The organism is Nonomuraea soli (assembly GCF_013761175.1).
Lineage (GTDB): Bacteria > Actinomycetota > Actinomycetes > Streptosporangiales > Streptosporangiaceae > Nonomuraea > Nonomuraea soli.
On sequence record NZ_JACDUR010000005.1, the window covers coordinates 616,575 to 637,585 of the forward strand.

At 71.1% G+C, this 21,011-nt stretch carries 16 protein-coding genes; 5 read left to right on the forward strand and 11 right to left on the reverse strand.

Annotation, left to right across the window (positions count from 1 at the left end; genetic code table 11):
* Positions 1 to 64 precede the first annotated feature (64 nt).
* Positions 65 to 1,429 carry a dihydrolipoyl dehydrogenase family protein gene (locus HNR30_RS50290; RefSeq protein ID WP_312894652.1) on the forward strand — a complete coding sequence of 455 codons (1,365 nt, stop codon included), beginning with the start codon at positions 65 to 67 and terminating at the stop codon, positions 1,427 to 1,429.
* On the opposite strand, the gene HNR30_RS26095 is transcribed toward HNR30_RS50290, so the two are convergent.
* On the reverse strand, positions 1,426 to 2,196 hold the full coding sequence (locus HNR30_RS26095) for a phosphotransferase (protein ID WP_220133991.1): 771 nt from the start codon (positions 2,194 to 2,196) through the stop codon (positions 1,426 to 1,428). The two genes, HNR30_RS50290 and HNR30_RS26095, sit on opposite strands and share 4 nt — an antisense overlap.
* Before the next feature lie 102 nt (positions 2,197 to 2,298).
* On the opposite strand from HNR30_RS26095, the gene HNR30_RS26100 reads away from it, so the two are divergent.
* The 3 genes from HNR30_RS26100 to HNR30_RS26110 all read left to right on the forward strand — a co-directional run bounded on the left by HNR30_RS26100 (position 2,299) and on the right by HNR30_RS26110 (position 5,519).
* Complete coding sequence (locus tag HNR30_RS26100) at positions 2,299 to 3,120, forward strand: SCO6745 family protein (protein ID WP_181612637.1); 822 nt, start codon at positions 2,299 to 2,301, stop codon at positions 3,118 to 3,120.
* A gap of 145 nt (positions 3,121 to 3,265) precedes the next feature.
* Positions 3,266 to 4,081 carry a GNAT family N-acetyltransferase gene (locus tag HNR30_RS26105; protein WP_181612638.1) on the forward strand — a complete coding sequence of 272 codons (816 nt, stop codon included), beginning with the start codon at positions 3,266 to 3,268 and terminating at the stop codon, positions 4,079 to 4,081.
* A 43-nt stretch (positions 4,082 to 4,124) separates the two neighbouring features.
* Entirely contained in the window at positions 4,125 to 5,519 is a 1,395-nt protein-coding gene (locus HNR30_RS26110; protein WP_181612639.1) for an arylsulfatase, read from the forward strand.
* Between the two features lie 57 nt (positions 5,520 to 5,576).
* Here HNR30_RS26110 and HNR30_RS26115 read toward each other — a convergent pair whose 3' ends face one another.
* The 9 genes from HNR30_RS26115 to HNR30_RS26155 all read right to left on the reverse strand — a co-directional run bounded on the left by HNR30_RS26115 (position 5,577) and on the right by HNR30_RS26155 (position 17,487).
* On the reverse strand, positions 5,577 to 7,136 hold the full coding sequence (locus HNR30_RS26115) for a glycosyl hydrolase family 18 protein (RefSeq protein ID WP_181612640.1): 1,560 nt from the start codon (positions 7,134 to 7,136) through the stop codon (positions 5,577 to 5,579).
* Positions 7,137 to 7,203: 67 nt separating this feature from the next.
* Positions 7,204 to 8,457 carry a serine hydrolase domain-containing protein gene (locus HNR30_RS26120; protein ID WP_181612641.1) on the reverse strand — a complete coding sequence of 418 codons (1,254 nt, stop codon included), beginning with the start codon at positions 8,455 to 8,457 and terminating at the stop codon, positions 7,204 to 7,206.
* A 21-nt stretch (positions 8,458 to 8,478) separates the two neighbouring features.
* Positions 8,479 to 10,275, reverse strand: a complete 1,797-nt coding sequence (locus tag HNR30_RS26125) for an ABC transporter ATP-binding protein (protein WP_220133992.1) — start codon at positions 10,273 to 10,275, stop codon at positions 8,479 to 8,481.
* Positions 10,276 to 10,368: 93 nt separating this feature from the next.
* Entirely contained in the window at positions 10,369 to 11,160 is a 792-nt protein-coding gene (locus tag HNR30_RS26130) for an Fpg/Nei family DNA glycosylase (RefSeq protein ID WP_181612643.1), read from the reverse strand.
* An 88-nt stretch (positions 11,161 to 11,248) separates the two neighbouring features.
* Positions 11,249 to 12,028: an alpha/beta hydrolase gene (locus HNR30_RS26135; RefSeq protein WP_181612644.1), complete on the reverse strand. Its 780-nt coding sequence runs from the start codon at positions 12,026 to 12,028 to the stop codon at positions 11,249 to 11,251.
* Positions 12,025 to 13,956 carry a glycosyltransferase family A protein gene (locus HNR30_RS26140; protein WP_181612645.1) on the reverse strand — a complete coding sequence of 644 codons (1,932 nt, stop codon included), beginning with the start codon at positions 13,954 to 13,956 and terminating at the stop codon, positions 12,025 to 12,027. The genes HNR30_RS26135 and HNR30_RS26140 overlap by 4 nt, the downstream gene beginning before the upstream one ends.
* Positions 13,957 to 14,097: 141 nt before the next feature.
* The gene (locus tag HNR30_RS26145) at positions 14,098 to 15,201 is read right to left on the reverse strand and encodes an aminotransferase-like domain-containing protein (RefSeq protein ID WP_181612646.1); all 1,104 of its coding nucleotides are present in this window, start codon (positions 15,199 to 15,201) and stop codon (positions 14,098 to 14,100) included.
* Positions 15,198 to 16,364, reverse strand: a complete 1,167-nt coding sequence (locus HNR30_RS26150; protein WP_220133993.1) for an alpha-hydroxy acid oxidase — start codon at positions 16,362 to 16,364, stop codon at positions 15,198 to 15,200. The genes HNR30_RS26145 and HNR30_RS26150 overlap by 4 nt, the downstream gene beginning before the upstream one ends.
* A 1-nt stretch (position 16,365) precedes the next feature.
* A complete protein-coding gene (locus tag HNR30_RS26155) occupies positions 16,366 to 17,487 on the reverse strand; it encodes a serine/threonine protein kinase (RefSeq protein WP_246379180.1) in 1,122 nt (373 codons plus the stop codon).
* A 469-nt stretch (positions 17,488 to 17,956) separates the two neighbouring features.
* Here HNR30_RS26155 and HNR30_RS26160 point away from each other — a divergent pair, with 469 nt between their 5' ends.
* Complete coding sequence (locus HNR30_RS26160) at positions 17,957 to 19,753, forward strand: endonuclease/exonuclease/phosphatase family protein (RefSeq protein WP_181612647.1); 1,797 nt, start codon at positions 17,957 to 17,959, stop codon at positions 19,751 to 19,753.
* Between the two features lie 23 nt (positions 19,754 to 19,776).
* Here HNR30_RS26160 and HNR30_RS26165 read toward each other — a convergent pair whose 3' ends face one another.
* Positions 19,777 to 20,943, reverse strand: coding sequence for an ROK family transcriptional regulator (locus HNR30_RS26165; protein ID WP_181612648.1), 1,167 nt, complete (start codon positions 20,941 to 20,943; stop codon positions 19,777 to 19,779).
* Positions 20,944 to 21,011 lie beyond the last annotated feature (68 nt).

The following is a 21,011-nucleotide window of genomic DNA, read 5'->3' on the forward strand; positions in this document are numbered from 1 at the left end:
GGCCGCCCTTCAGGCGTGGCTCGGCCGTTAGAGTCGCTCTGAGGGAAGAACCGGGGAGGCTGACGTGGACGTAGACGTGATTGTGATCGGCGCGGGCCCGGCGGGCGAGAACGTCGCCGGCCGGGTGGTGCGAGGCGGCCTCACCTGCGCGGTCGTCGAGGACCACCTGGCGGGCGGCGAGTGCTCCTACTACGCCTGCATCCCCAGCAAGGCCCTGCTGCGCCCGATGGAGCTGGCCGACGAGGTCGGCCGGGTGCCCGGCCTGCCCGCGACCGAGCCCGTCGACGTCGCCGCCGTCCTGGCGCGCCGCGACGAGGCGGTCTCCCACCTCGACGACTCCGGCCAGGTCGAGTGGATCACCAAGCTGCCCGCCGAGTTCGTCCGCGGTCGCGGCACGGTCGTCGAACCCAAGGTCGTGGAGGTGACGGGCCAGGACGGCCGGGTCACCAGGCTCACCGCCCGTCACGCCGTCGTCGTGGCGACCGGCAGCGTCCCCGTCGTCCCGCCGGTGCCCGGCCTGGCCGAGGCGCGCCCCTGGGGCAGCCGCGAGGCGACCACCGTCAAGCAGGTGCCGCGCCGTCTGGTCGTGATCGGCGGCGGCGTGGTCGCCTGCGAGATGGCCCAGGCGCTGCACTTCCTGGGCGCGAGCGAGGTCACCATGCTGGTGCGCGACGACCGGCTGCTGGGCCGCGTCGAGCCGTTCGCGGGCGAGCTCCTGGCGGAGTCGCTGCGCTCGGCCGGCATCGACGTGCGTTTCGGCGCCTCCGCGGAACGGGTCGAGCGTACGGCGGAGCACGTCGTGGCGCACCTGGCCGGCGGCGGCACGATCGAGGCCGACGAGATCCTCGTCGCGACCGGCCGTCACCCCGCTCTCGAAGGCCTGGGCGTCGACAGCGCCGAGGTCGACGACAGCATGCGGGTCAAGGGCAGCGACTGGCTGTACGCCGTGGGCGACGTCAACGGCCGCAGCCTGCTCACCCACATGGGCAAGTACCAGGCCAGGGTGTGCGGTGACGTCATCGTCGCCCGCGCGAAGGGCGAGCCGGACGACGGACCGGCGCTGCGGGCCACCGCCCCGGTCCCGCAGGTGGTCTTCACCGACCCGCAGATCTGCTCGGTCGGCCGCACCGAGGAGGCCGCGCGCGCCGAGGGCTTCGACATCCGCGTGGTCGAGTACGACCTCGGCAACGTCTCCGGCGCCTATCTGCTGGGCGACGGCTACACGGGCAGGGCCAAGGCGATCGTCGACGAGCGGCGCAAGGTGCTGCTCGGCGTCACGTTCGCCGGTCCCGGCGTGGCGGAGCTGCTGCACGCCGCCACGATCGCGGTGACGGCCGAGGTGCCGCTCGAGGTGCTGTGGCACGCCGTTCCCGCCTTCCCCACGGTGAGCGAGGTGTGGCTGCGGCTGCTGGAGGAGTACGGGCTCTAGAAGAAGTCCTCCAGCTCGCGGGCGGCCAACGCCATGTCGCCCGCGACGCCGCAGTCGAGGAGGCGGACGAACAGGTCCTCCCCTGTGGCGGCGCGCTGGCGGATGATCTCCGCCCTGGCCAGCATGCGGGCGCGCACCTCCTGCACGATCGCCTCCGGCCGGCCGCGGTAGCCGTACTCCCGCAGGAACAGGCGCAGGCGGCGGGGCCGGCCCGCGAAGTCGTCGAAGCCCTCGCCCGCGGCCACGTGCCTGGCGTGCATGGGCACCCAGCACATGGCGGTCCAGGCCAGGTCGGAGAAGACGGTGGCGGGTCCGGCGAAGTCCCAGTCGAAGAAGCCGGTCAGCCGCCCTTCGTCCCAGGCGGCGTTGTACGGGCTCGCGTCGTTGTGGCCGATGATCAGCCCGGGCGACCACTGGTCGCCGCAGCGCCAGAAGGCGTCGCCGGGCGGAACGAAGTCGCGCACCGCGAGATGGTAGTCGCGCAGCCACCACGCCACCTGGCGCAGGATGTCGTCGGTGCGCGTCCACTCCGGCCACACCTGGCGGCTGCCCATGGTCTCGCCGTCGAGGAAGGTGAGCTGCTCGCGGCCCTCGCCGTCGAAGCCCAGCACGCGGGGCGCTCCGGGGAACCGTTTGCGTTCCAGGTGCCGCAACAACGCGTGGACCGCCGGGGTCCAGGGTCCGGGTCTGCGCACGACCGCCGTGCCCACGCGCATCGCGCCCCGATCGTTGCCGCCGTCCAGGAGGATCCCCACGCCGTTGCTCACTCACGCCAGCATGAGATCGGGTAAGCGTAATGTCCAGAGACAGTGATGTGACCCCTGGGCCTGGCTTGCACACGGCCCAGGACCAGAACTATGTTCGGTCTCATGGAGTCAGCACGACAGGCCTGGCGACGCCTGGAACCCGTACACGGCATGATCTACTTCGTCCCCGAAGCCGGCCTGCGCTGGGCCGAGCTCGGGCTGAAGGGCATGGCGGGCTACTTCGCCTCGCGCGGCGCCGCCTTCGGACGCGCCTCGGCCGACCTGGTCATCGCCACGTTCTACAACTTCTGCCCCGACCTCGTACGGCAGGCGCTGCCGCAGGCCTGGGAGGTGGTCACCCCCGAGCAGATGCTGGCCGCCCGGGTCGAGGCCGCGGGCGCCGCGCTGCGCCGGGCGGGACTCCACGAGCTGCCGGGGCTCGACGAGACCCTGGACCTGGCCAGACGGGCGGCACTCGCGGCCTGCGAGCACCCCCAGGGACGGCCGCTGTTCGCCGCCCACGCCGCGCTGCCCTGGCCCGACGAGCCGATCGAACGGCTGTGGCACGCCCAGACCCTGCTGCGGGAGTTCCGGGGTGACGGGCACGTCGCCATGCTGCTGGCCGAGGGCGTCGGCGGGCTGGAGGCGCTGGTGCTCCACGCGGCCAGCGGCGACGTGCCGACCGCCTTCCTCAAGATCAGCCGGGCCTGGCCGGAGGAGGAGTGGGCGGCCGCCGAGGAGCGGCTGCGCTCGCGAGGGCTGCTCGACGGCGACGGGCTGAGCACCGAGGGCGCCGCCCTGCGGCAGCACATCGAGGCCCGCACCGACGCGCTGGCACTGCCCGCCTACGCGGCGCTCGGGGAGGACGGGTGCGCGCGGCTGGCGGAACTCGCCCGCCCCTTCGGCCGCGGCGTGGTCAGCGCGGGACTCCTCAACCTGGGCTGAGCACCCACGAATGACGGGCGGCCCGCCTGGGGGCCGGCCGCCCCGGGTCGCCTGTCCGTGAGGGCCGCCTGCCCTGGTGCCCGTTGTCCACAGGCGGCCCGCCCCTCTTCATCCGCCCCGCCGTCCTGCCGTATGTTCGGGTCCCGTGACTGCCATCCGCCGCCTCGACCCGTCCGAGCTCCTCGCCTGCAAGCGCCTCGAAGAGGACCGCGGGTGGGACACCGACCCCGCCAAGTGGGCGCTGATGTTCGCCAGTGGCGAGGTCCACGCCATCGACGCCGACGACGGCGACGGCCTGGCGGGCTGCGTGGTCCTCACCCACTACGCCGACGACCTGACCGCCGTCGGCATGATGCTGGTCGCCGACCGCTACGGCAGGCAGGGCCTGGGCAGCACCCTGATGCGCCATGCCCTGGAGCAGGCGGGCAAGCGGTCGGTCGAGCTGACCGCCACCCGCTTCGGCCGCCCCGTCTACGAGCGCCTCGGTTTCCGCCCCACCGGCACGCTCACGGTCCACCACGGCACCCTCCCCGACCTGCCCACGCCGTCGGCCCGCCCCGCCACCCCCGACGACCACGCGCGCATCCTGCGCCTCGACCACCGCACCACCGGCGCCGACCGTGGCGCCGTCCTCACCCACCTGCTGTCGATCGCCGAGCGGGCGGTGGTCGCCGACGACGGTTTCGCGATCGCCTGGAACGCCGGAAGCCACCGCGTGATCGGCCCGGTGGTCGCGCCCTCGGAGGAGGTGGCGCGTGACCTGGTCGTGGCCGCCGCCCGGGGCGCCGACCGCCCGCTGCGTCTCGACGTGCTCGGCGGCTTCCCCGGCCTGCGCGCCTGGATCGCCGGCCACGGCATGCCGGGCGGCGAGAACGAGCTGCCCACAATGGTCCACGGCGCCGACGCGCCCGGGGGCGACAGAGCGCGCTACGCCGCCCCTATCCTGATCTCCATGGGGTAGCCGGGGCGGCTCCCCAGACTTCCCATCGGGGAACAGGAGTACGTTGACCCACCCCCTTTCACGGCGCACGTTCCTCGGTGCGACCGGCGGTCTGGCGACCGCGCTCGCGACACCCGCCTCGGTGTCCGCGTCCGCGTTACGCAGGCCGAACATCGTGATCATCCTGGCCGACGACCTCGGCCACGGCCAGCTCGGCGCGTACGGCCAGCGGACGGTCCGCACCCCGTCCCTCGACCGGCTGGCCGCCGAGGGGGTGCGCTTCACCAGCGCCTACGGCGGCGCGCCCGTCTGCGCGCCCTCGCGGGCGGCGATGCTGACCGGCAGGCACACCGGCCACGGCATGGTCCGCGAGAACCCGGCCCCCGGCCTGCCCCAGTCGTCGCTCACCGACCTCACGTTCGCGGAGCTGGCCCGCTCGGCCGGTTACCGTACGGCCTGCATCGGCAAGTGGGGCTTCGGCCCCGACAGGCCGGGACAGGAGTCCCACCCCCTCCAGCGCGGTTTCGACCGGTTCGACGGCTACCTGACCCACCGCAAGGCCCATCGCTACTGGCCCGCCCACCTGTGGAGCGGCACCCGGCGGGTGCCGATGAACAAGGTCTACGCGCCCGACCTGTTCGCCGAGCAGGCGGTGGAGTTCATCAGGTCCGCACGAAACTCGCCCTTCCTCCTCTACTTCGCCACCAACCTGCCGCACGCCCCCAGCACCGTGCCCGACCTGGGCCGATATCGCGACCACCCGTGGAGCGAGGCCAACCGCGGCCACGCCGCCCAGATCACCCGCCTCGACCGCCACGTCAAGGCGATCATGGCTGCCCTGCACGAGAGCGGTGTGGCCGACCACACGCTGGTGCTGTTCGCCTCCGACAACGGCGCCCACGAGGAGAAGGGCGTCGACCCCGATCTCTTCCGCGCCGGTGGCGGCCTGAGGGGATACAAGCGCAACCTGTACGAAGGCGGCATCAGGGTGCCGCTGATCGCCTGGTCGCCGTCGATCGTCGCCCGTCCCGGCACGACGGTCGGCGAGCCGGTCGCGCTCTGGGACCTGCCCGCCACCGTCGCCGACCTGACGGGCTCGGCGCTGCCCGCCGACACCGACAGCCGGTCCCTGCTGCCCGCCCTCACGGGTTCCGGCAAGGTGGGACACGACTACCTGTACTGGTACCGGCGGGAGTGGTACACCACCCGCCGGGCCAATGCCGCCGAGCACGGCCGCGGCAAGCGGGTCGCCGAGGCCGTACGGCGGGGCAGGTGGAAGGCGGTGCGGTTCGCGCCGGGCGTCGACCGTGAGGCGCCCGACTCCGACTGGGAGGTCGAGCTCTACAACCTGGCCTCCGACCCGGGCGAGCGGCACGACCTGGCCTACGAGCGCGCCGATCTCGCGGACGAGCTGGTCGGCCTGATGCGGGAGTCGTGGACCTCTCATCCGTCCGTCTAGGCCCGGCGGCATCACGGGCAGGCCGGCCCCGGCCGTGCGGCCGGGGCTGGCTGGGAGCTATCTCCCTTGCAGCGCCTTCACGTTGTCGCCGAAGGTCCAGTTCTTGGAACCGTCCCAGTTGATCGACCACGTCATCAGGCCCTTGAGCTGCCCCCCGAAGGAGTTCCACGCCTGACTCACCAGCGACGGCGACATGTGGCCCCCGCCCGCTCCCGGCTGGGCGGGAAGACCGGGAACCTGCTTGTCGTACGGCACGCGGATCGTGGTGCCCTGGATGACGAGCCCGGTGTTGAGGCAGGTGGTCTGCGCCACGAAGCCCTGGACGGTGCCCGCGGAGTAGGAGTCACCGCTGCAGCCGTACATCGAGCCGTTGTAGTACTGCATGTTCAGCCACCACAACCGCCCGTTGTCGGCGTACTTCTTGATGATCGGCAGGTAGGCGCCCCAGATCGAGCCGTAGACGACGCTGCCGCCGGTGACGTAGGCGGTTTCGGGCGCCATGGTCAGGCCGAAGTTCGACGGCATCTGCGCCAGCACGCCGTCGATGATGCGGATCAGGTTCGACTGCGACGCCGACAGCGTGTTGATGTTGCCGCTGCCGGTCAGGCCGGTCTCGATGTCGATGTCGATGCCGTCGAAGTTGTAACGCTTGAGGATCGGCACGACGGTGGCGATGAAGCGGTCGGCGACGGTGCTGGAGCTGAGGTCGATGCCCGCGGTGGCGCCGCCGATCGACATGAGGATGGTCGCGCCGGCGGCCTTGGCCGCGCACATCTCGGCCGGGGTGGAGACCTTGACGGTGGCGTCCATGCCGTCTTCCCACAGCACGGTGCCGTCGGAGCGGATGACGGGGAAGGCGGCGTTGATCACGTTGTAGCCGTGCTGCTTGATGCGGGCGTCGGTGATCGGGGTCCAGCCGAACGGCGGGTGCACGCCGTTGATGGCGCCGTCCCAGTTCTCCCAGTAGCCCTGCAGGACCTTGCCCGCCGGCCTGCCCTTGACGGCGCAGGTGTCGGGGCCGGTCGGGGTGATGGTCGGCGTGGGGCTCACGGTGGGGCTGATCGTGGGGCTGGCGGTCGGGCTGGCCGTCACGGTGGGGCTGGCGGTCGGGCTGGAGGTGACCGTGGGGCTCGGGCTGGGGCCGCCGGGGCCGTCGAGGCTGACGTCGTCGGCGTGGTAGGTGCCCTGGCCGTACCAGCCGTGCAGGTAGACCTCGGCGGTGTTCTGGCTCGCTCCGGTGGTGAAGGTGAAGCTGAGCTGGCTGTAGGTGGCCGAGCTGGTCCAGCGGGAGGTGGCGCCGGTGACGCCCAGGTAGACGTAGTTGCCGCGCACCCAGGCCGACACCGTGTAGGTGGTGCTGGGGCGCACGCTGACGGTCTGGGCGCACCGGGCGTTGTCGGAGCCGCTGGCCGCCCCGGCCAGCGCCCCGGTGCCCGAGCGCACCGGGGTGGTGACGACCGAGCCGAGGCCGCAGGACCAGGGCGAGAGGCTTCCGGTCTCGAAGCCGGGGTTGGACAGGAGGTTCGCCGCCTGGGCGGAGTTCTGGGCCAGGACCACGGCGGTCAGGGCCAGTAACACCGAGATGGCCAGGGCCAGCGGACGGAATGGTCGTTTCATGGGGGGTGGACCCTTCCTTGTTTATTTACAAGAAAGTTTCCTAACCATTCCCCTGTTTGTCCATGGCTCAGAAGTACGTGGGATACAGGTCCGTGGTGGGCCAGCTCGTCACCTTGCGGTAGGCCTCCCAGAGCACGGGGTCGAGGACGTCGAAGTCGGGTGAGCCCTCCTCCTCGCGCCGGTTGAACAACGCGCACCACGTGACGCCCGCCGACTGGCGCACCAGCAGCGTGAAGGTGCCGGGCATGGAACCGTCGTGCCAGGTGTTGATCCCCGAACCCGCCGGGCGGACCGACCAGCCGCAGCCGAACCAGGAGCCGTAGGAGTTGACCCCTGTCTCCGGCTTGGCGAACGCCCGCGTGCGCGAGGTCGCGTTGAGCACCGGACTGGTGGAGTCGAAGGCGCCCGCCCAGCGCACCATGTCGACGGCCGAGGCGATCCAGCCGCCGTTGGCGTCGTGGTTGGGCATGTTGAACCCGCCGTACGGGTAGGGCACGCTGGCCCCCGAGCCACTGAGCACGGTCTTGGCGGTCAGCGCCGACTTGTAGACGACCTCGGTCCTGGGCATCTCCTCCCGCAGGGTGGCGCCCAGGCGCATGCGGGTGATGCCGAGCGGCTCCAGCAGCTTCGACTGCACGTACGACTCGTAGCTCTGCCCCGTGACCTTCTCGATGATCCGGCCGAGCAGGAGGTAGCCGTAGTTGCTGTAGGCGACCTTGGTGCCGGGGTCGAAGTCGAGCGGCCGGGCGGTGACGTACTTGATGATGTCGGCGTGGCCGACCGGCAGCCCGGTGCCGAGCGAGGCGGCGATGGTGTGGTCGTTCCACACCGGATCGCGGGTGACGGCGCGGTCCCAGCCGCCGGTGTGCTGCATGAGCCGCCACAACGTCACCTTCTCCAGGCGCGGGTCGGCGGCTGACGACAGGCCCAGCAGGGTCGTCACGGGGGCGGTGAGGCTGAGCTTGCCGTCCTGCGCCAGGCGCAGGATCGCCGCGGCGGTGATGCTCTTGGACAGGCTGGCGACGCGGAACAGGGAGGTGGGCTGGACGCGGGCGTACCACCGGTAGGGACGGGTGAAGGAGTACATGCCGTAACCCCTGGCGAGCAGGAGCTTGCCGTTCCTGGCGACGGCGAGCTGCCCGCAGGTGATGCCGCGCTCGCTCATGTAGGCCTGGACGGCCTGGTCGAAGGGGGCGAGCTGCGAGGGAAGGGTCCCGGTCGCCGGTAGAGCGGCGGCTGCGGCGGGACGGGCACCGAGCGCGACGGCGGGGACCGCCGCCGCGCCGGCCATCAGCAGGCTCCTGCGACTCACGTTGATCATGACCGTGAATCTTACGGACTTTTACCGACTAACGGGATTTTGCTCGCGTTCGTCCTCTTCGACCAGGAACCCACCGGACTGGTGGTGCCACAACCGTGCGTACGAGCCGTCCGCCTCCAGAAGCTCGGCATGCGTGCCCTGCTCGACGATGCGCCCCTGGTCGAGCACGACCAGCCGGTCCATGCTGACCACCGTGCTCAGCCGGTGGGCCACCACGAGCGCGGTCCTGTCGCGCATCAGCCGCCACAGGGCCTCCTGCACGAGGATCTCGCTCTCGGAGTCGAGCGCGCTCGTCGCCTCGTCGAGCAGCAGGATCGGGGCGTCACGCAGGATGGCGCGGGCCAGGGCGACCCGCTGGCGCTGGCCGCCGGAGAGCTTGACGCCACGCTCGCCGACCAGGGTGTCGAAGCCGTCGGGCAACGCCTGGGCGAACTCGGTGACGTGCGCCGCCTCCGCCGCCTGCCGTACCTCGGCGTCGGTCGCGCCGGGCCTGGCGAAGGCGATGTTCTCGCGCAGCGTGCGGTGGAACATCGCCGGATCCTGCGGCACGTAGGCGATCAGGCTGCGCAGATCGGCCTGGCGCAGCCGGGCGATGTCCTGGCCGCCGACGAGGATCCGGCCGCCGTCCACGTCCATCAGCCGCAGCAGCAGCCGGGTCAGCGTGCTCTTGCCGCCGCCGGACCGGCCCACCAGCCCGATCCTGGTCCCGCCGGGGATGTCGAGGTCCAGCCCCTCGAACAGGGGCCGGTTGCCCCGGTGCGCGAAGGTCACGTTCTCGAAGCGCACCCCGCTGCCGGCCGGGCGCAGCGGCACCGGGCTGGGCGGGTCCACCACGACGGGCGGCACCAGCAGCAGCTCGGTGAACTGGGCGCCCTCGGTGAGCACGCTCTCCAGCCGGCGGTAGATCTGGTTGAACTCGAACATGATGCCGGTCGCGTTCGTGTAGTACGTGAACGTGACCACGATCGCCTCGATGCCCAGCCCGCCGCGCAGCATCACCGCGAGCAGCAGGCCGATCGTGCTGGTCAGCACGGACAGCGGGGCGACGGCCATGTCGACCCGCAGGTTGCTGTAGTCCCACGAGCGCAGCGTCAGCTTCTGCTGCTCGGCCAGGCGCACCCGGTGCTCGGCCAGCTCGCGCCGCTCGGCCGCGAAGGCCCGCACGGTGTCCATGTTCGACAGCACGTCGGCCACGTGCCCCGACACCCGCACCTTGGCCGCCTCCCGCGCGTCGACCAGCGCCTGCCGGCGTCGGATCAGCGGAGCGGCGATGAAGGCGGTGAAGGCGATCAGCCCGAGCAGCACGAAGACGAGGATCGGGTCGTACTGCCACAACACCACCGAGGCGAAGGCCAGCGGCACCACCTTGGCGATGATCTGGAAGGCGAGCAGGTCGCCGAACTCCTCGAATCCCGAGGAGAAGTTCAGCACCCGCTTGGTCAGCGACCCGGCGAAGTTGTCGTGGAAGAACGCGGCGTCCTTGGTGAGCAGTTCGTCCATGCCCTGCGCGCCGAGCCGCTCGATGCCACGGGAGTCGAGGCGGTTGAGGAAGTGCAGCCCGACCCGCCACAACGCCTCTCCGGCGAGCATCAGCCCGCCGAAGGCCAGAACGTACGGCAGAAGCGTGCCGACGGTGCTGTCACCGTCTCCGGCGACATGCCCCACGAGCGCGGCCACGGCCAGCGGCGGCAGGTAGAAAAGACAGATGTTGCCCAGCGCGGGCGAGACCAGCGCGGCCGCTCCCACGCGCCACTGCCTGCGCAGTTCGTGACTGTAGTAGCGGAGCGTCAGAAGTACGGCGGATCTTCGGTTCTCCATCCCACCCCCTTGGATCGGCGAAACCAACCTCGCCATCGTGACCTCGGGGGTACGGCGGGAGCGAACGGTTTTCCGTCCAGCGGTATCCGGCGCTCAGCCGCTCTGGCAGCGCGGGCACCAGAACAGGTTGCGCGTCGCCAGCACGGCGGTGCGGATCTCGGTGCCGCACACGTGACACGGCATCCCGGCCCGGCGGTAGACGTACACCTCGCCGCCGTGGTCGTCGACCCGCGGCGGGCGCCCCATCGCCTCGGGCGTGTGCTCGGGCCGCACGGTGTCGATGCGGTTGAGCCGCACTCCCTCGGCCATCAGCTCGACCAGGTCGCGCCAGATCGAGTCCCACTCGGCGGGCGAGACCCGCTCCCCTGGCTTGCCGGGGTCGATGCCGTGACGGAACAGCACCTCGGCGCGGTAGACGTTGCCCACGCCCGCGATCACCTTCTGGTCCAGGAGCAGCACCGCGATGGGCAGCTTGCTGCGCCGTACGCGGCGGAAGGCGAGCGCGGGATCGGCGTCGTCGCGCAGCGGGTCGGGCCCGAGCCTGGCCAGGAGCGCGGCGCGGTCGTCGAGCAGCTCGCACGCCGTCGCCCCGCGCAGGTCGGCGATCCGGGTGCGGTGCGTGATGCGCAGGCGGACGGTGTCGTCGTTGGGCGCCCGCGTGAAGTCGAGCCTGCCGAACAGGCCGAGGTGCACGTGGATGTAGCGGGGTCCGAAGTGCAGGAACAGGTGCTTGCCGTAGGCGTCGGCGTCGGTCATCACCGAGCGGTCGAGCAGGGCGGCGCCGTCGCTGAACTTGCCCTGCGGGCTGCTGACCCGCACGCCCCTGCCGACGAACCGGGCACGGAACTCGGCCGCCAGCCGGTGGATCGTGTGCCCCTCTGGCAAAGCCTCTCCCAACGCCGCGCTGTCTCCTCTCGGTTATAGCCGATGGCGGCGGCACCTTCGTCCCGGTGCCGCCGCCGCTGGGGCGGGCTCAGTAGCCGTGCCCGCGCAACCACCGCAGGCAGTCGTCGGTCCAGTGCAGGCCGGTGCCGCGGGCCAGGCCGAGCGCGTGCGGTCCCTCCTGGTAGAGGTGGAGCTCGTAGGGAAGGCCGCGCTCGTGGAGCACCCGCGCGTAGGCGAGCGTGTTGCCCGCCGACACCTCGGGGTCGTCGAGGGTGTGCCACAGGAAGCACGGCGGCGTCGAGTCGTCCACCAGCAGCTCGCCCGAGAACCTGGCCTGCGCCTCCTTGTCGTCGGCCTGCTCTCCGAGGAAGTTGCCCCTGGTCTCGTGGTGGGCGAGCGGATCGCTCAGGGAGATGACCGGATAGCAGAGCACGCCGAGGCCCGGCCGGGTCTCGCGCCGCTCGTCGCCGGGGCCGGTGACGCCCGCGAGCATCATCGCGGCCAGGTGCCCGCCGGCCGAGGTGCCGATCACGCCGATGCGGGTGGGGTCGATCCCCCAGGCGCCGGCGTGGTGGAGGGTCAGGTCCAGGGCGCGCCAGGCGTCGGCGAGGACGGCAGGGTGACGGTAGCCCGCCGAGCCGAGCCGGAAGTGCACGACGATGCCGGCGATGCCGGCCTCGGCGAGCCACTCCGCGTACTGGATGCCGGATTTGTCGGACAGGAAGGTGTAGGCACCGCCCGGCAGCAACAACATGGCCGCGCCGCCGGCACGCTCGGGCGCCGGCAGATGCACGTCGAGGAAGGGGATGTCCTCGGCGCCGTCCCCGTGCGCGTGCGGCGGACGGCCCAGCCACAGGTTCACCTTCATTCCGCCTGCCCCCTCACGTGCACGGCCTGGCCGCGCTCGACGTCGATCACGAACTCGCCCTCGCCCCAGACGACCGCGGGGTCGACGGCCGGCAGCCGCTCCCGCAGGGCGTTCCTGGTACGTTCCAACCCCTCCAGGAGCCAGTCGTACCGGTCGGCGGGAACCGCCTGGCGGGTGAGGAAGTCGGCGAGCGTACGGCGGTAGCAGCCCATGATCTCCTCGTGGTGTTCCGCGATCAGCTCCTCCGCCAGCCGTTCCGCGAGGTCGAGCCGCTCGTCGTGACCGGCACGGCGGATGCGCACCACCATGGCCTCCGAGAACCACCTGGCCTCCACCTGAGCCGCCCGGCCGGGGAAGAACACCTCCAGCAGCCCTTCGCGGACGATTCGCCGCGCCCTCGGGTCCTCGTGGGCGTAGAAACGCAGGGCGTTCTGGAAGATCCAGCGCAGGGGGAACAGCAGGCGCTCAGGAAAGATCGTCCGTTCGAAGGCGGCGTCGTCGTAGCCGCGCACCTCGGCCTCGATGTCGGTCTGGATGCGCGTCATGTGCACGTACAGGCCGCTGGCCCGCTCGATGGCCGAGTCGCGGGTCTGGCCGTAGAACACCGGCTGGCCCTTCATCAGGTTCCTGGCCATCTTGATCAGCCGGTCGATCTCCGTCTCCGCGTAGGCACTCGCCGGGCCGAGCCGTACGGTGCAGCCCGTGGCCTGCAGGACACGGCCGGTCTGGTAGTCGCTGCCTGTCACGATGCGCAGGCCCGGCCGGCGTAGCTGGTGCTGGCCCCCGATGGCGAACGCCCAGGTCCTGATGGCCTTGAGAGCGTCGCTGGTGTCGGGGTAGACCATCGCCTCCGGCACGCCCATGCCGTCGAACAGCCAGGTCAGGAAGATGTCGTGGCCCACGACGGCGTGCCAGCGCCATTTCTCGTCGCGGCGCACGCCGCCGTTCTCGAGGAAGACCAGCGCGGCGTCCCATCCGGAGACAGGAGCCTCCGCCAGCACGATCGTGCGGTCTTCGAGCACGTAGGCGAGCCTGCCCGCCGGGTCGCGCACCGTCCCGAAGCGGCGGCCGTGCTTGTCGGTAGCGGGCATCGGCACCCGCACCACCGCGCCGGCGGCCGTGGTCAGCTCCATCTCGTCGCCCTCGGCCCTGCGCCGCCACCGCGGCAGCCGGTCGAAGGCCAGCAGGCCGGACAGGTCGACGTCGATCTCCGCGATCGTGCTCCTGTCGGCCAGGCAGGCCAGCTCGTCGGGCGTGGCGGCCCGGTAGCCGTCGAACAGGCGCAGCGCGGCCGTGGCCTTGTAGGCGAGGAAGGGCATGACGGCGTCCACGTCCTGGTCGTCGTGGAAGACGCGCAGCACTTCGCGCAGAACGTGGGGGTGGTAGACCGTGTCGCCGTCCGACAGCGCGATCACGGCGTCCTGCAGCCGGCTCCAGTCGCCGTCGCTCTCGCACATGCGCAGCACGGTCGCGATGGAGGTGTCGACGCCCAGCCTGGCGGCGTGTCCGGCGCCGGGACGGGTCTGGTTCAGGTAGACGACGCGGGCCGGGCCCTTGTTGAGGTCGATGATGCCCTTGACGATCTGGTCGGAGCCGTCGGTGGAGTTGTTGTCGACGGCGACGATCACCATCCTTCCCAGGTCCACGCCCTGCTGGTTGAGCAGCGAGCGGAAGGTGTCGGCGATGTGCGGCGCCTCGTCCATGAACTTGACCACGACGAACACGTCGCGGCCTTCGCGGGCCAGGATCTCCGCGTCGGGGAGCGGAGTGCACTCCTCCGGGCCGAAGTGGGCCTCCCGGCCGTCGAGGAAGCCCTCGACGACCCGGCGCTGGAGGTCGAGGGTCTTGTCGCCCTCCTCGCGGGCGCGCAGGACCTCCCGGGCGAGCAGGATCTGCTCGGCACGCAGATCGTCCACGTCCGAACTCATGTGCAGAGCCAGCAGAGGACTGCCCAGGGTGACCTCCGCCGGCTCGGATCTCCTGCGGTGGGTCCACTCGTGATGGAACAGCGTCGATCGTGCATCTGGGGTCACGGATTCTCCCAACGGCGGTGCGGGGCGGTCTGCCGCTCACACACGGGGTCGAAGGAACGCTGCGAGCCGTCGGCATCCCTCGGTCAGGGTCGGCTCGTCGTAGTGCACGAAACACAGCCGCATGCAGTGGGCCGAGCCACCGTTCATGGAGAAGAGGCTGCCCGGCCGGTAGGCCAGGCCCGCCTTCTCGGCCTCGGGAAGCAGTGCGGCGCAGTCGAGGTGCTCGGGCAGCGGCAGCCAGATGTAGTAGCCGCCGTCTGGCGGGGTGAAGCGCAGGCCGGGGGGAAGGGTGTCGGACAGCGCCCGGATCATGTGCCTGCGAAGCGCGTGGTAGTGGTCGCTCAGCTCGTCGAGGAAGCGATCCTGCAGACCCAGAGCGAGTGCGCTCTCCATGATCGCTCCGGTGACCGGGGAGGCGCCGCCCGCGCTGTGCAGCTCGCCGTCCTGGAGCAGGCGGGTCAGCAGGCGGGGATCCGCGTGCACCCAGCCGAGCCGTACACCCGGGGCGAAGATCTTCGAGAAGGATCCGAGCGAGAGCACCCTGTCGCCCCCGGCCGCGCGCAGCGGGGGCGTGACGTCGCCGAGCAGCTGGTAGACCTCGTCGGCGACGATCAGGAAGTCGTGCCGTTCCGCGAGCTCGACCAGCCGCCGCCGGCGCTCCGGCGACAGCGTCGTGCCCATCGGGTTGTTGAAGACCGGGACGGAGTACAGCAGCCGCGGGTGCTCGGTGGCCAGCAACGACTCCAGGGCGTCGACGTCGAGCCCGTCGTCGTCCATCGGCACGGGCAGCACGCGCACGCCCCGGTCGCGGATGATGTCGAGGGCGAAGAAGTACGTCGGGTCCTCGACCACGATCGTGTCGCCCGGCCTGGTGAAGTGGCTGAGGATCAGGTCGAGCCCGTGCGAGGCGCCGGAGGTCACCAGCAGCTCGCCCGGATCGACGTCGAGACCGGAGCGGGCGGTCAGGAACCGTGCCATCTCGACGCGCAGCGATTCCCAGCCCTGTTCCGGCGCGTATCCGAAGGCCGTGCGGTCCTGCAGCGCCAGGCGATGCTCCGCGGCCTTGCGGAAGTACTCCAGAGGCAGCACCGAGTTCTGCGGCTCGCCCTTGCCCAGATCGATGAGACGGGTGATGGTCACGTGTCCCCTTCCGCGGGCGCGAGCGTGTCCAGGCCGAGCCGTGCGAGGCTCGGCCGGCCCGACAGGGCCATGGCCAGATCGAGCTCCTCCTTCAGCAGCCGCAGCACCTCGCGTGCCCCGTGCTCGCCCGCCACGGCCAGCCCCCACAACACCGGCCGGCCGGTGAGGACCAGCCGGGCGCCGAGCGCCACCGCCTTCAGCACGTCGAGGCCGCGGCGCACGCCTCCGTCGAGGTAGACCTCGATGTCGCCGGCGGCGCCGTCGCACACCTCGGCGAGGGCGTCGAGCGTGGCGGGCGCGCCGTCGAGCTGGCGGCCGCCGTGGTTGGACACGATCACCGCGGCGGCGCCCGCCTCGCGGGCGAGCACGGCGTCCTCGGCGGTCATCACGCCCTTGATGACCAGGGGCAGCGGGCTCGACTCGGCCAGCCACCCGACCGCGTCCCAGGTCAGGGCCGGGTCGAGCAGTTCACGGGTGGCCGCCGCCAGGTCGCGCCCGCCCGGAAGCCCACCGGCCGCAAGACCACCACCCGCAAGACCACCACCCGCAAGACCGCTGCCCGGAAGCCCGCGCAGGTTCGCCGGTTCGATGTCGCCGGGCAGGACGAAGCCGCGACGGATGTCGCGCTCGCGCCGCCCCATGAGCGGGGCGTCACCGGTCAGGACCAGGGCCGTGCATCCGGCCGCCTGGGCCCGTCCGACGAGGTCGGCGGTCAGGCCCCGGTCGCGGAAGCAGTAGAGCTGGAACCACACCCTGCCGGGCGCGGCCGCCGCGATCTCCTCGACGGTCTGGCTGGCGAACGTGCTCGCCACGGTGAGCAGGCCTTCGGCTGCCGCCGCGCGTGCCGTACCGCTCTCGCCGTCGGGGTGGACGAGGCGGTGGTAGGCCATCGGGGCGACGGCGAGCGGAGCGGCCAGGTCGGTGCCGAGCACGCGGGTGCGGGTGTCGCGGTGGGCGACGTCCACGAGCACGCGGGGGCGTACGGCCCGGCGGCGGAAGGCGGCGAGGTTGGCGGCCAGGGTCAGCTCGTCGCCCGCGCCGCCGTCGACGTAGTCCCAGACGTCGGGAGGCAGGGCGGCACGGGCCGCGGCGGCGTAGTCGGCGGCGCAGGCGAGCGGGCGGGCGGTGGCCGCGACCCCGCGCGGGCCCTGCTCCCGCAGCACGTCAGAACCTGCCGTAACGCTTGGGGAAGTAATCCTGCAGTTCGCCTTCCCGGTGGATGTCGACGGTCGAGCAGTGCAGCCCTCCGCCGAACGGCGCCACGTCCCAGAACGGCACGGGGACGACCTCGAAGCCGAGGCTGTCGAGCAGCTCCATCTGGGCCGTCTCGCCCGCTTCGACGCAGACCGTGTCGGGTGACAGGCTCAGGACGTTCATCGACAGCCAGGGGCTGCAGAAGCAGAGTTTGGGCAGCTCGTCCCAGGTCTTCGCGGGCCGCGCCGCCGACACGATCTCCCAGTCGTTGATCTTGAAGTACTGGACGAGGTCCTCCTCCGCCTCGCGCTCGCCGCAGTGCAGGACGAGCCCGGGACGTAACGGCACCCACGTGGCGTCGATGTGCACCGGGTGGGTGTTGCCGAACGTCACGGGGTGCACCCGGTGCTCGGGGAAGTGTCTCCTCAGCCAGTCGACGCCGCTGCGGTTGGTCACCATCGACAGCTGGACGAACAGGTCCTTGCCGCACCTGGCGATGTCGGCCGCGTCGAAGAGGGGCTCGATCTCGGTGAGGGCCAGGTCGTTCTCGCGCACCCTGGCGATCTGCTCGTCGAAGCCGAGCGCTTCGTACTCGGGCCAGAACCCCGGCTTGTAGGCGTCGTCGGTGAGCCGCGGCTTGGGTGCCGCCTCCCAGCGCATGTCCGGGTCGTCGCGGAAGTAGGAGTCGAGCAGCGGCCGGTAGCAGAGGTACTCGAACCACCTGCTGCGGTAGCTCATCGTGGCTTCGAGGATCTCGCTGCCGACGGTGACGAGCACGTCTCTGGGCGGCATGCAGCCGAACATGGAGCCCTGTTCCCAGTCGGGCGTCGACACCGGGCGCCCGAAGTCGATGACGTCGGGCCTGTCGACCCGGATGCCCCGGCTGCGCAGCAGATCGGCGAAGGCGTCGAGCTGGGCGTTGGCGGCCTGGACCATGTCGTCGGGAAGCGGCCCGTAGGCGCCGGCCGGGAAGCCGTCGTCCGGCCAGTCTCTGACCACGGTCGGCTCGGGCGCCTGCACCATGGTGCCGTCGGCGCGGCCGACGATGACGTGTGTGAGCGGATCCCAGCCATTCCATGAATTGACTCTCACTGAGCGTCCCCCATTAACGATGGGTGAAAGTGTGATTGACGGAGGAGCCGAAATCACCGGGCTCCCAGAGATCACGTCCTCGGCAAAGCTAAATTGGGCCTTTGGCTCTGTCAACAGCACAGAAGCACATGAAAACCCTCTTGATAAATGCCGGGGAGTCATCTATCGCACGCGCGATCCGTGACTTTGTTCGGCTCGCGTCATTGGCGAGAAATAAGATCCATAACCGGCTTTCTGACATCACCGAAACCGGCGCAGAATACTCTCCCGTAAATGTCGGCGGCGGACCGGGCGCCCGGACCCCACCGTGGACGCCCTTTATTGCACAGTCCATAAAAATTCACCGCTGAGCCCTTGCAGCGCCACCCGGAGACCGCGATGATCTCGGTAGAAGAGGCCTCACAGGGAGAAACTTCCTCTGGAGTGTATCGATAGTGAGCTGTCATCCCCCGACCCCCAAGGAACGCCCATGCGCCGCTTGATCCCACCCCTGGCCGCCGCCGTGGCCCTGACCGGAGTCCTCACCGCGACCAGCACCACCGCCGCCACCGCCGACCCGGCGAACAAGCCGGCCTACCGGCTCGAGTGCGACGGCACCGGCGGTCCCGGCAGCACCTGCACGGTGGTCGCCACCGGCAAGGCGCGCAACCACCGCGTCGAGGAGTTCGTCACCACGGTCAGGACCGGCGAGCAGGTCTGGGCTCGCGACACCATGTACACCCGTGACGGCCAGGTCCGCAGCCGTCCCTTCACGCTCCCCGACGGGCAGGTGACGGTCGACGTCTCCCTCACCTCCCTGCCGGAGAAGCACGTGGGCACGCAGCTGAGGCTGATGGCCTTCAATCTCTTCGTGGGCGGCACGTTCGACCGCAAGGAGACCACCGGCGAGAACCTCGCCCACATGATCGACTACATCAACGAGGTCAACCCCGACGTCTTCTTCGTGGTCGAGGGCTACGGCTCGGGCGAGAAGATCCTCGACGGCCTCAACGCGGGGCGGGCCGAGGGCGACCGGTACACCGGTGTCCGGCTCACCCATCCCGAGGACAACAGCCACAACGGCGACAACCTGTGGCTGTACACCAAGCTCGAGGTCCAGAAGGTCTACCCGCGCTACGCCGACGCCGACATCGACTCCTTCAACATCGGCGGCGCCCGTCTCGGCCTGCCCAACGGCCAGCACGTCCACGCCTTCAGCCTGTGGACCTGGCACGACGGCTGGGCCTACGGCGACACGCACAACGCGGCCGTGGAGAACACCCACGGCCTGCCCCGCTCCAAGACCGACGCGCAGATCCTGGAGGGCGATTACCTGCGCCGCATGGCCATGGGCAAGGCCATCCTGGAGAAGGCCATCCCGCAGTTCACCGAGAACGACGGCGCCCCCGTGCTCATGGGCGGCGACCTCAACGCCCAGTCACACCTGGACTGGAGCGAGCAGTTCGCCAACTCGCCCGGCCACGGCGGGCTGGTGCTGCCCTGGCCGTACACCAAGCAGTACACCGACCACGGCTTCATGGACACCTTCCGCTACGCCAACGCCGACGCGGGACTGTACCCGGGCCGTACGTGGAGCCCCTTCCACGGCATGGGCGCCATCCCCGGCCGCATCGACTACGTCTTCGCCCGAGGCGAGGACGTGCGCGTCCTGGGCTCGCGCGCCGACATCCGGCGCCTGCCCCGCCACCAGCAGACGCCGCTCGACCCGCAGTACCCCTGGTACTCCGACCACGGCTCGGTGGTCACCGACATCCTGATCCGCGGCAAGGGCACGGGACCCAACCGTGAGATCGTCTTCGAGGAGCCGGGCAAGGGACGCCACATCTGGCCGCCGGCGCCCGCGGGCCGCCGCATCCCGCCCGCCGAGCTCAAGGCCACGGCCAGCACCTTCAAGCCCGGCATCGGCGATCCCAAGCGGGCGATCGACGGCGACCTGACCACCGACTTCCACTCCGACTATCCCGTGGTCGCCCCCCAGCCGCACACCATCACCGTCGACCTCGGCAGGGTCAGGGAGCTGTCCGCAGTGCGGTTCCAGCCCAAGCTGCGCACCAACATGAACGGCACCATCCTCAAGGGCATGGTGCAGGTCAGCGACGACGGCGTCACGTTCAGGGACGTCAAGGCGGTCGAGTGGGGCCGCCTGACGGCGCCCAACGACGTCAGCCTCGAGGGCGTCTCGGCCCGCTACCTGAGGCTGCGCTCCGATTACGGCATCGGCGGCGCGTCCGCCCTCGCCGAGATCCTCCCCTACGAGAAGGCCTGACCCCCCGGCGGCCCGTTCGCCCCTCAGCCGAGACGCTGGGGGGCGACCGGGCTGGCGAGGCTGCCCTCGGAGGAGAAGAACCGCTCGGCGACCTGGTCGAGAGCCAGGCAGGCGCCGCCCAGGGCCACGCACTCCTCCCCGAGGGTCGAGGGCCGGATGGCGGGCACGCGCAGGCAGTGGGGTTCGAGTGCCCGCTGGAGCGCCGGCAGCAGCACGTCGGCCGAGCGGGAGAACCCGCCTCCCAGGATGACCAGTTCGGGGTCGAGGGTGAGGACCATGGCGGCGGTGCCCAGCGCCAGGCGGCGGGCGTAGACGTCGACGGCCTCCTGGGCCACGGCGTCCCCGGCGCGGGCGGCGCCGAAGACGAGCCTGGCGGCCTCCTCCGGCGGCGCGCCGTCGGCCACGGGGCAGCCCTCCAGCTCGACCGCCATGGTGCGCCAGCCGGTGATGTCCATCAGGCCGACCTCGCCCGTGGCACCGCTGAAGCCGTGGTGGAGGCGGCCGCTGAGGATGAGCGCCGCGCCCGGTCTGCGGCCGACGTGCAGGTAGACGAGGTCCTGGACGCCGGCGGCGACGCCGAGCCGCTGCTCGGCGAGGGCTGCGAGCTTGCTGTCGTTCTCGATGGTGATCGGGCACGACAGGCGCTCGCCCAGATGGCCGGCGAGGTCGACCCCCGGCCAGTCGGGAAGGGCCTCGACCCGGGTGACCACCCCTTCCCTGCTGACGACGCCGACGCTTCCGGCGGTGACGCCCCACAGGTCGGCCGCGGCCAGCCCGGAGGCGACCAGCGCGGCCTCGACGGCCCGCCACACGGCCTCCAGGCGCTCGGGCCTGGTGGTGTTCCTGTCGACGGCGACGCGTCCGCTGGCCACGATGCGGCCCGTGAGGTCGGTGACGACGGCCAGGACCTTGTGCACTCCTATGTCGATGCCGAGCACGTGCCCGGCGTCGGCGCGGAAGCGGTAGCGCTTGGCGGGCCGGCCCATCGTGCCGGGCGTGGGCTCGACCTCGGTGATCCAGCCGCGCTGGTGGAGGTCGGTGACCACGTCGCCGACCGAGGCCCGCGACAGCCCCGTCTGGGCCGACAGCTCGGTGAGCGTCAGTGGTGCGCGTGACTCGCGCAGGGCGCGGATGCTGCTGAGGGAGTTCAGCTGACGCAGGCGCTGAAGATCCCCACCACTGACCTGCACAGGTTCGCTCCTCGTCATCAATGGTCTCCGGGCATTAATGAGATCATCCGGCAAAGCGGGTCTTGACT

Excerpts from the sequence above, each read along its gene's own strand:
- HNR30_RS26120 (WP_181612641.1), bottom strand. The coding sequence starts at position 8,457 with ATGATCAACGTGAGTCGCAGGAGCCTGCTGATGGCCGGCGCGGCGGCG.
- HNR30_RS26100 (WP_181612637.1), top strand. The coding sequence starts at position 2,299 with ATGGAGTCAGCACGACAGGCCTGGCGACGCCTGGAACCCGTACACGGC.
- HNR30_RS26115 (WP_181612640.1), bottom strand. The coding sequence starts at position 7,136 with ATGAAACGACCATTCCGTCCGCTGGCCCTGGCCATCTCGGTGTTACTG.
- HNR30_RS26125 (WP_220133992.1), bottom strand. The coding sequence starts at position 10,275 with ATGGAGAACCGAAGATCCGCCGTACTTCTGACGCTCCGCTACTACAGT.
- HNR30_RS26160 (WP_181612647.1), top strand. The coding sequence starts at position 17,957 with ATGCGCCGCTTGATCCCACCCCTGGCCGCCGCCGTGGCCCTGACCGGA.
- HNR30_RS26140 (WP_181612645.1), bottom strand. The coding sequence starts at position 13,956 with ATGAGTTCGGACGTGGACGATCTGCGTGCCGAGCAGATCCTGCTCGCC.
- HNR30_RS26135 (WP_181612644.1), bottom strand. The coding sequence starts at position 12,028 with ATGAAGGTGAACCTGTGGCTGGGCCGTCCGCCGCACGCGCACGGGGAC.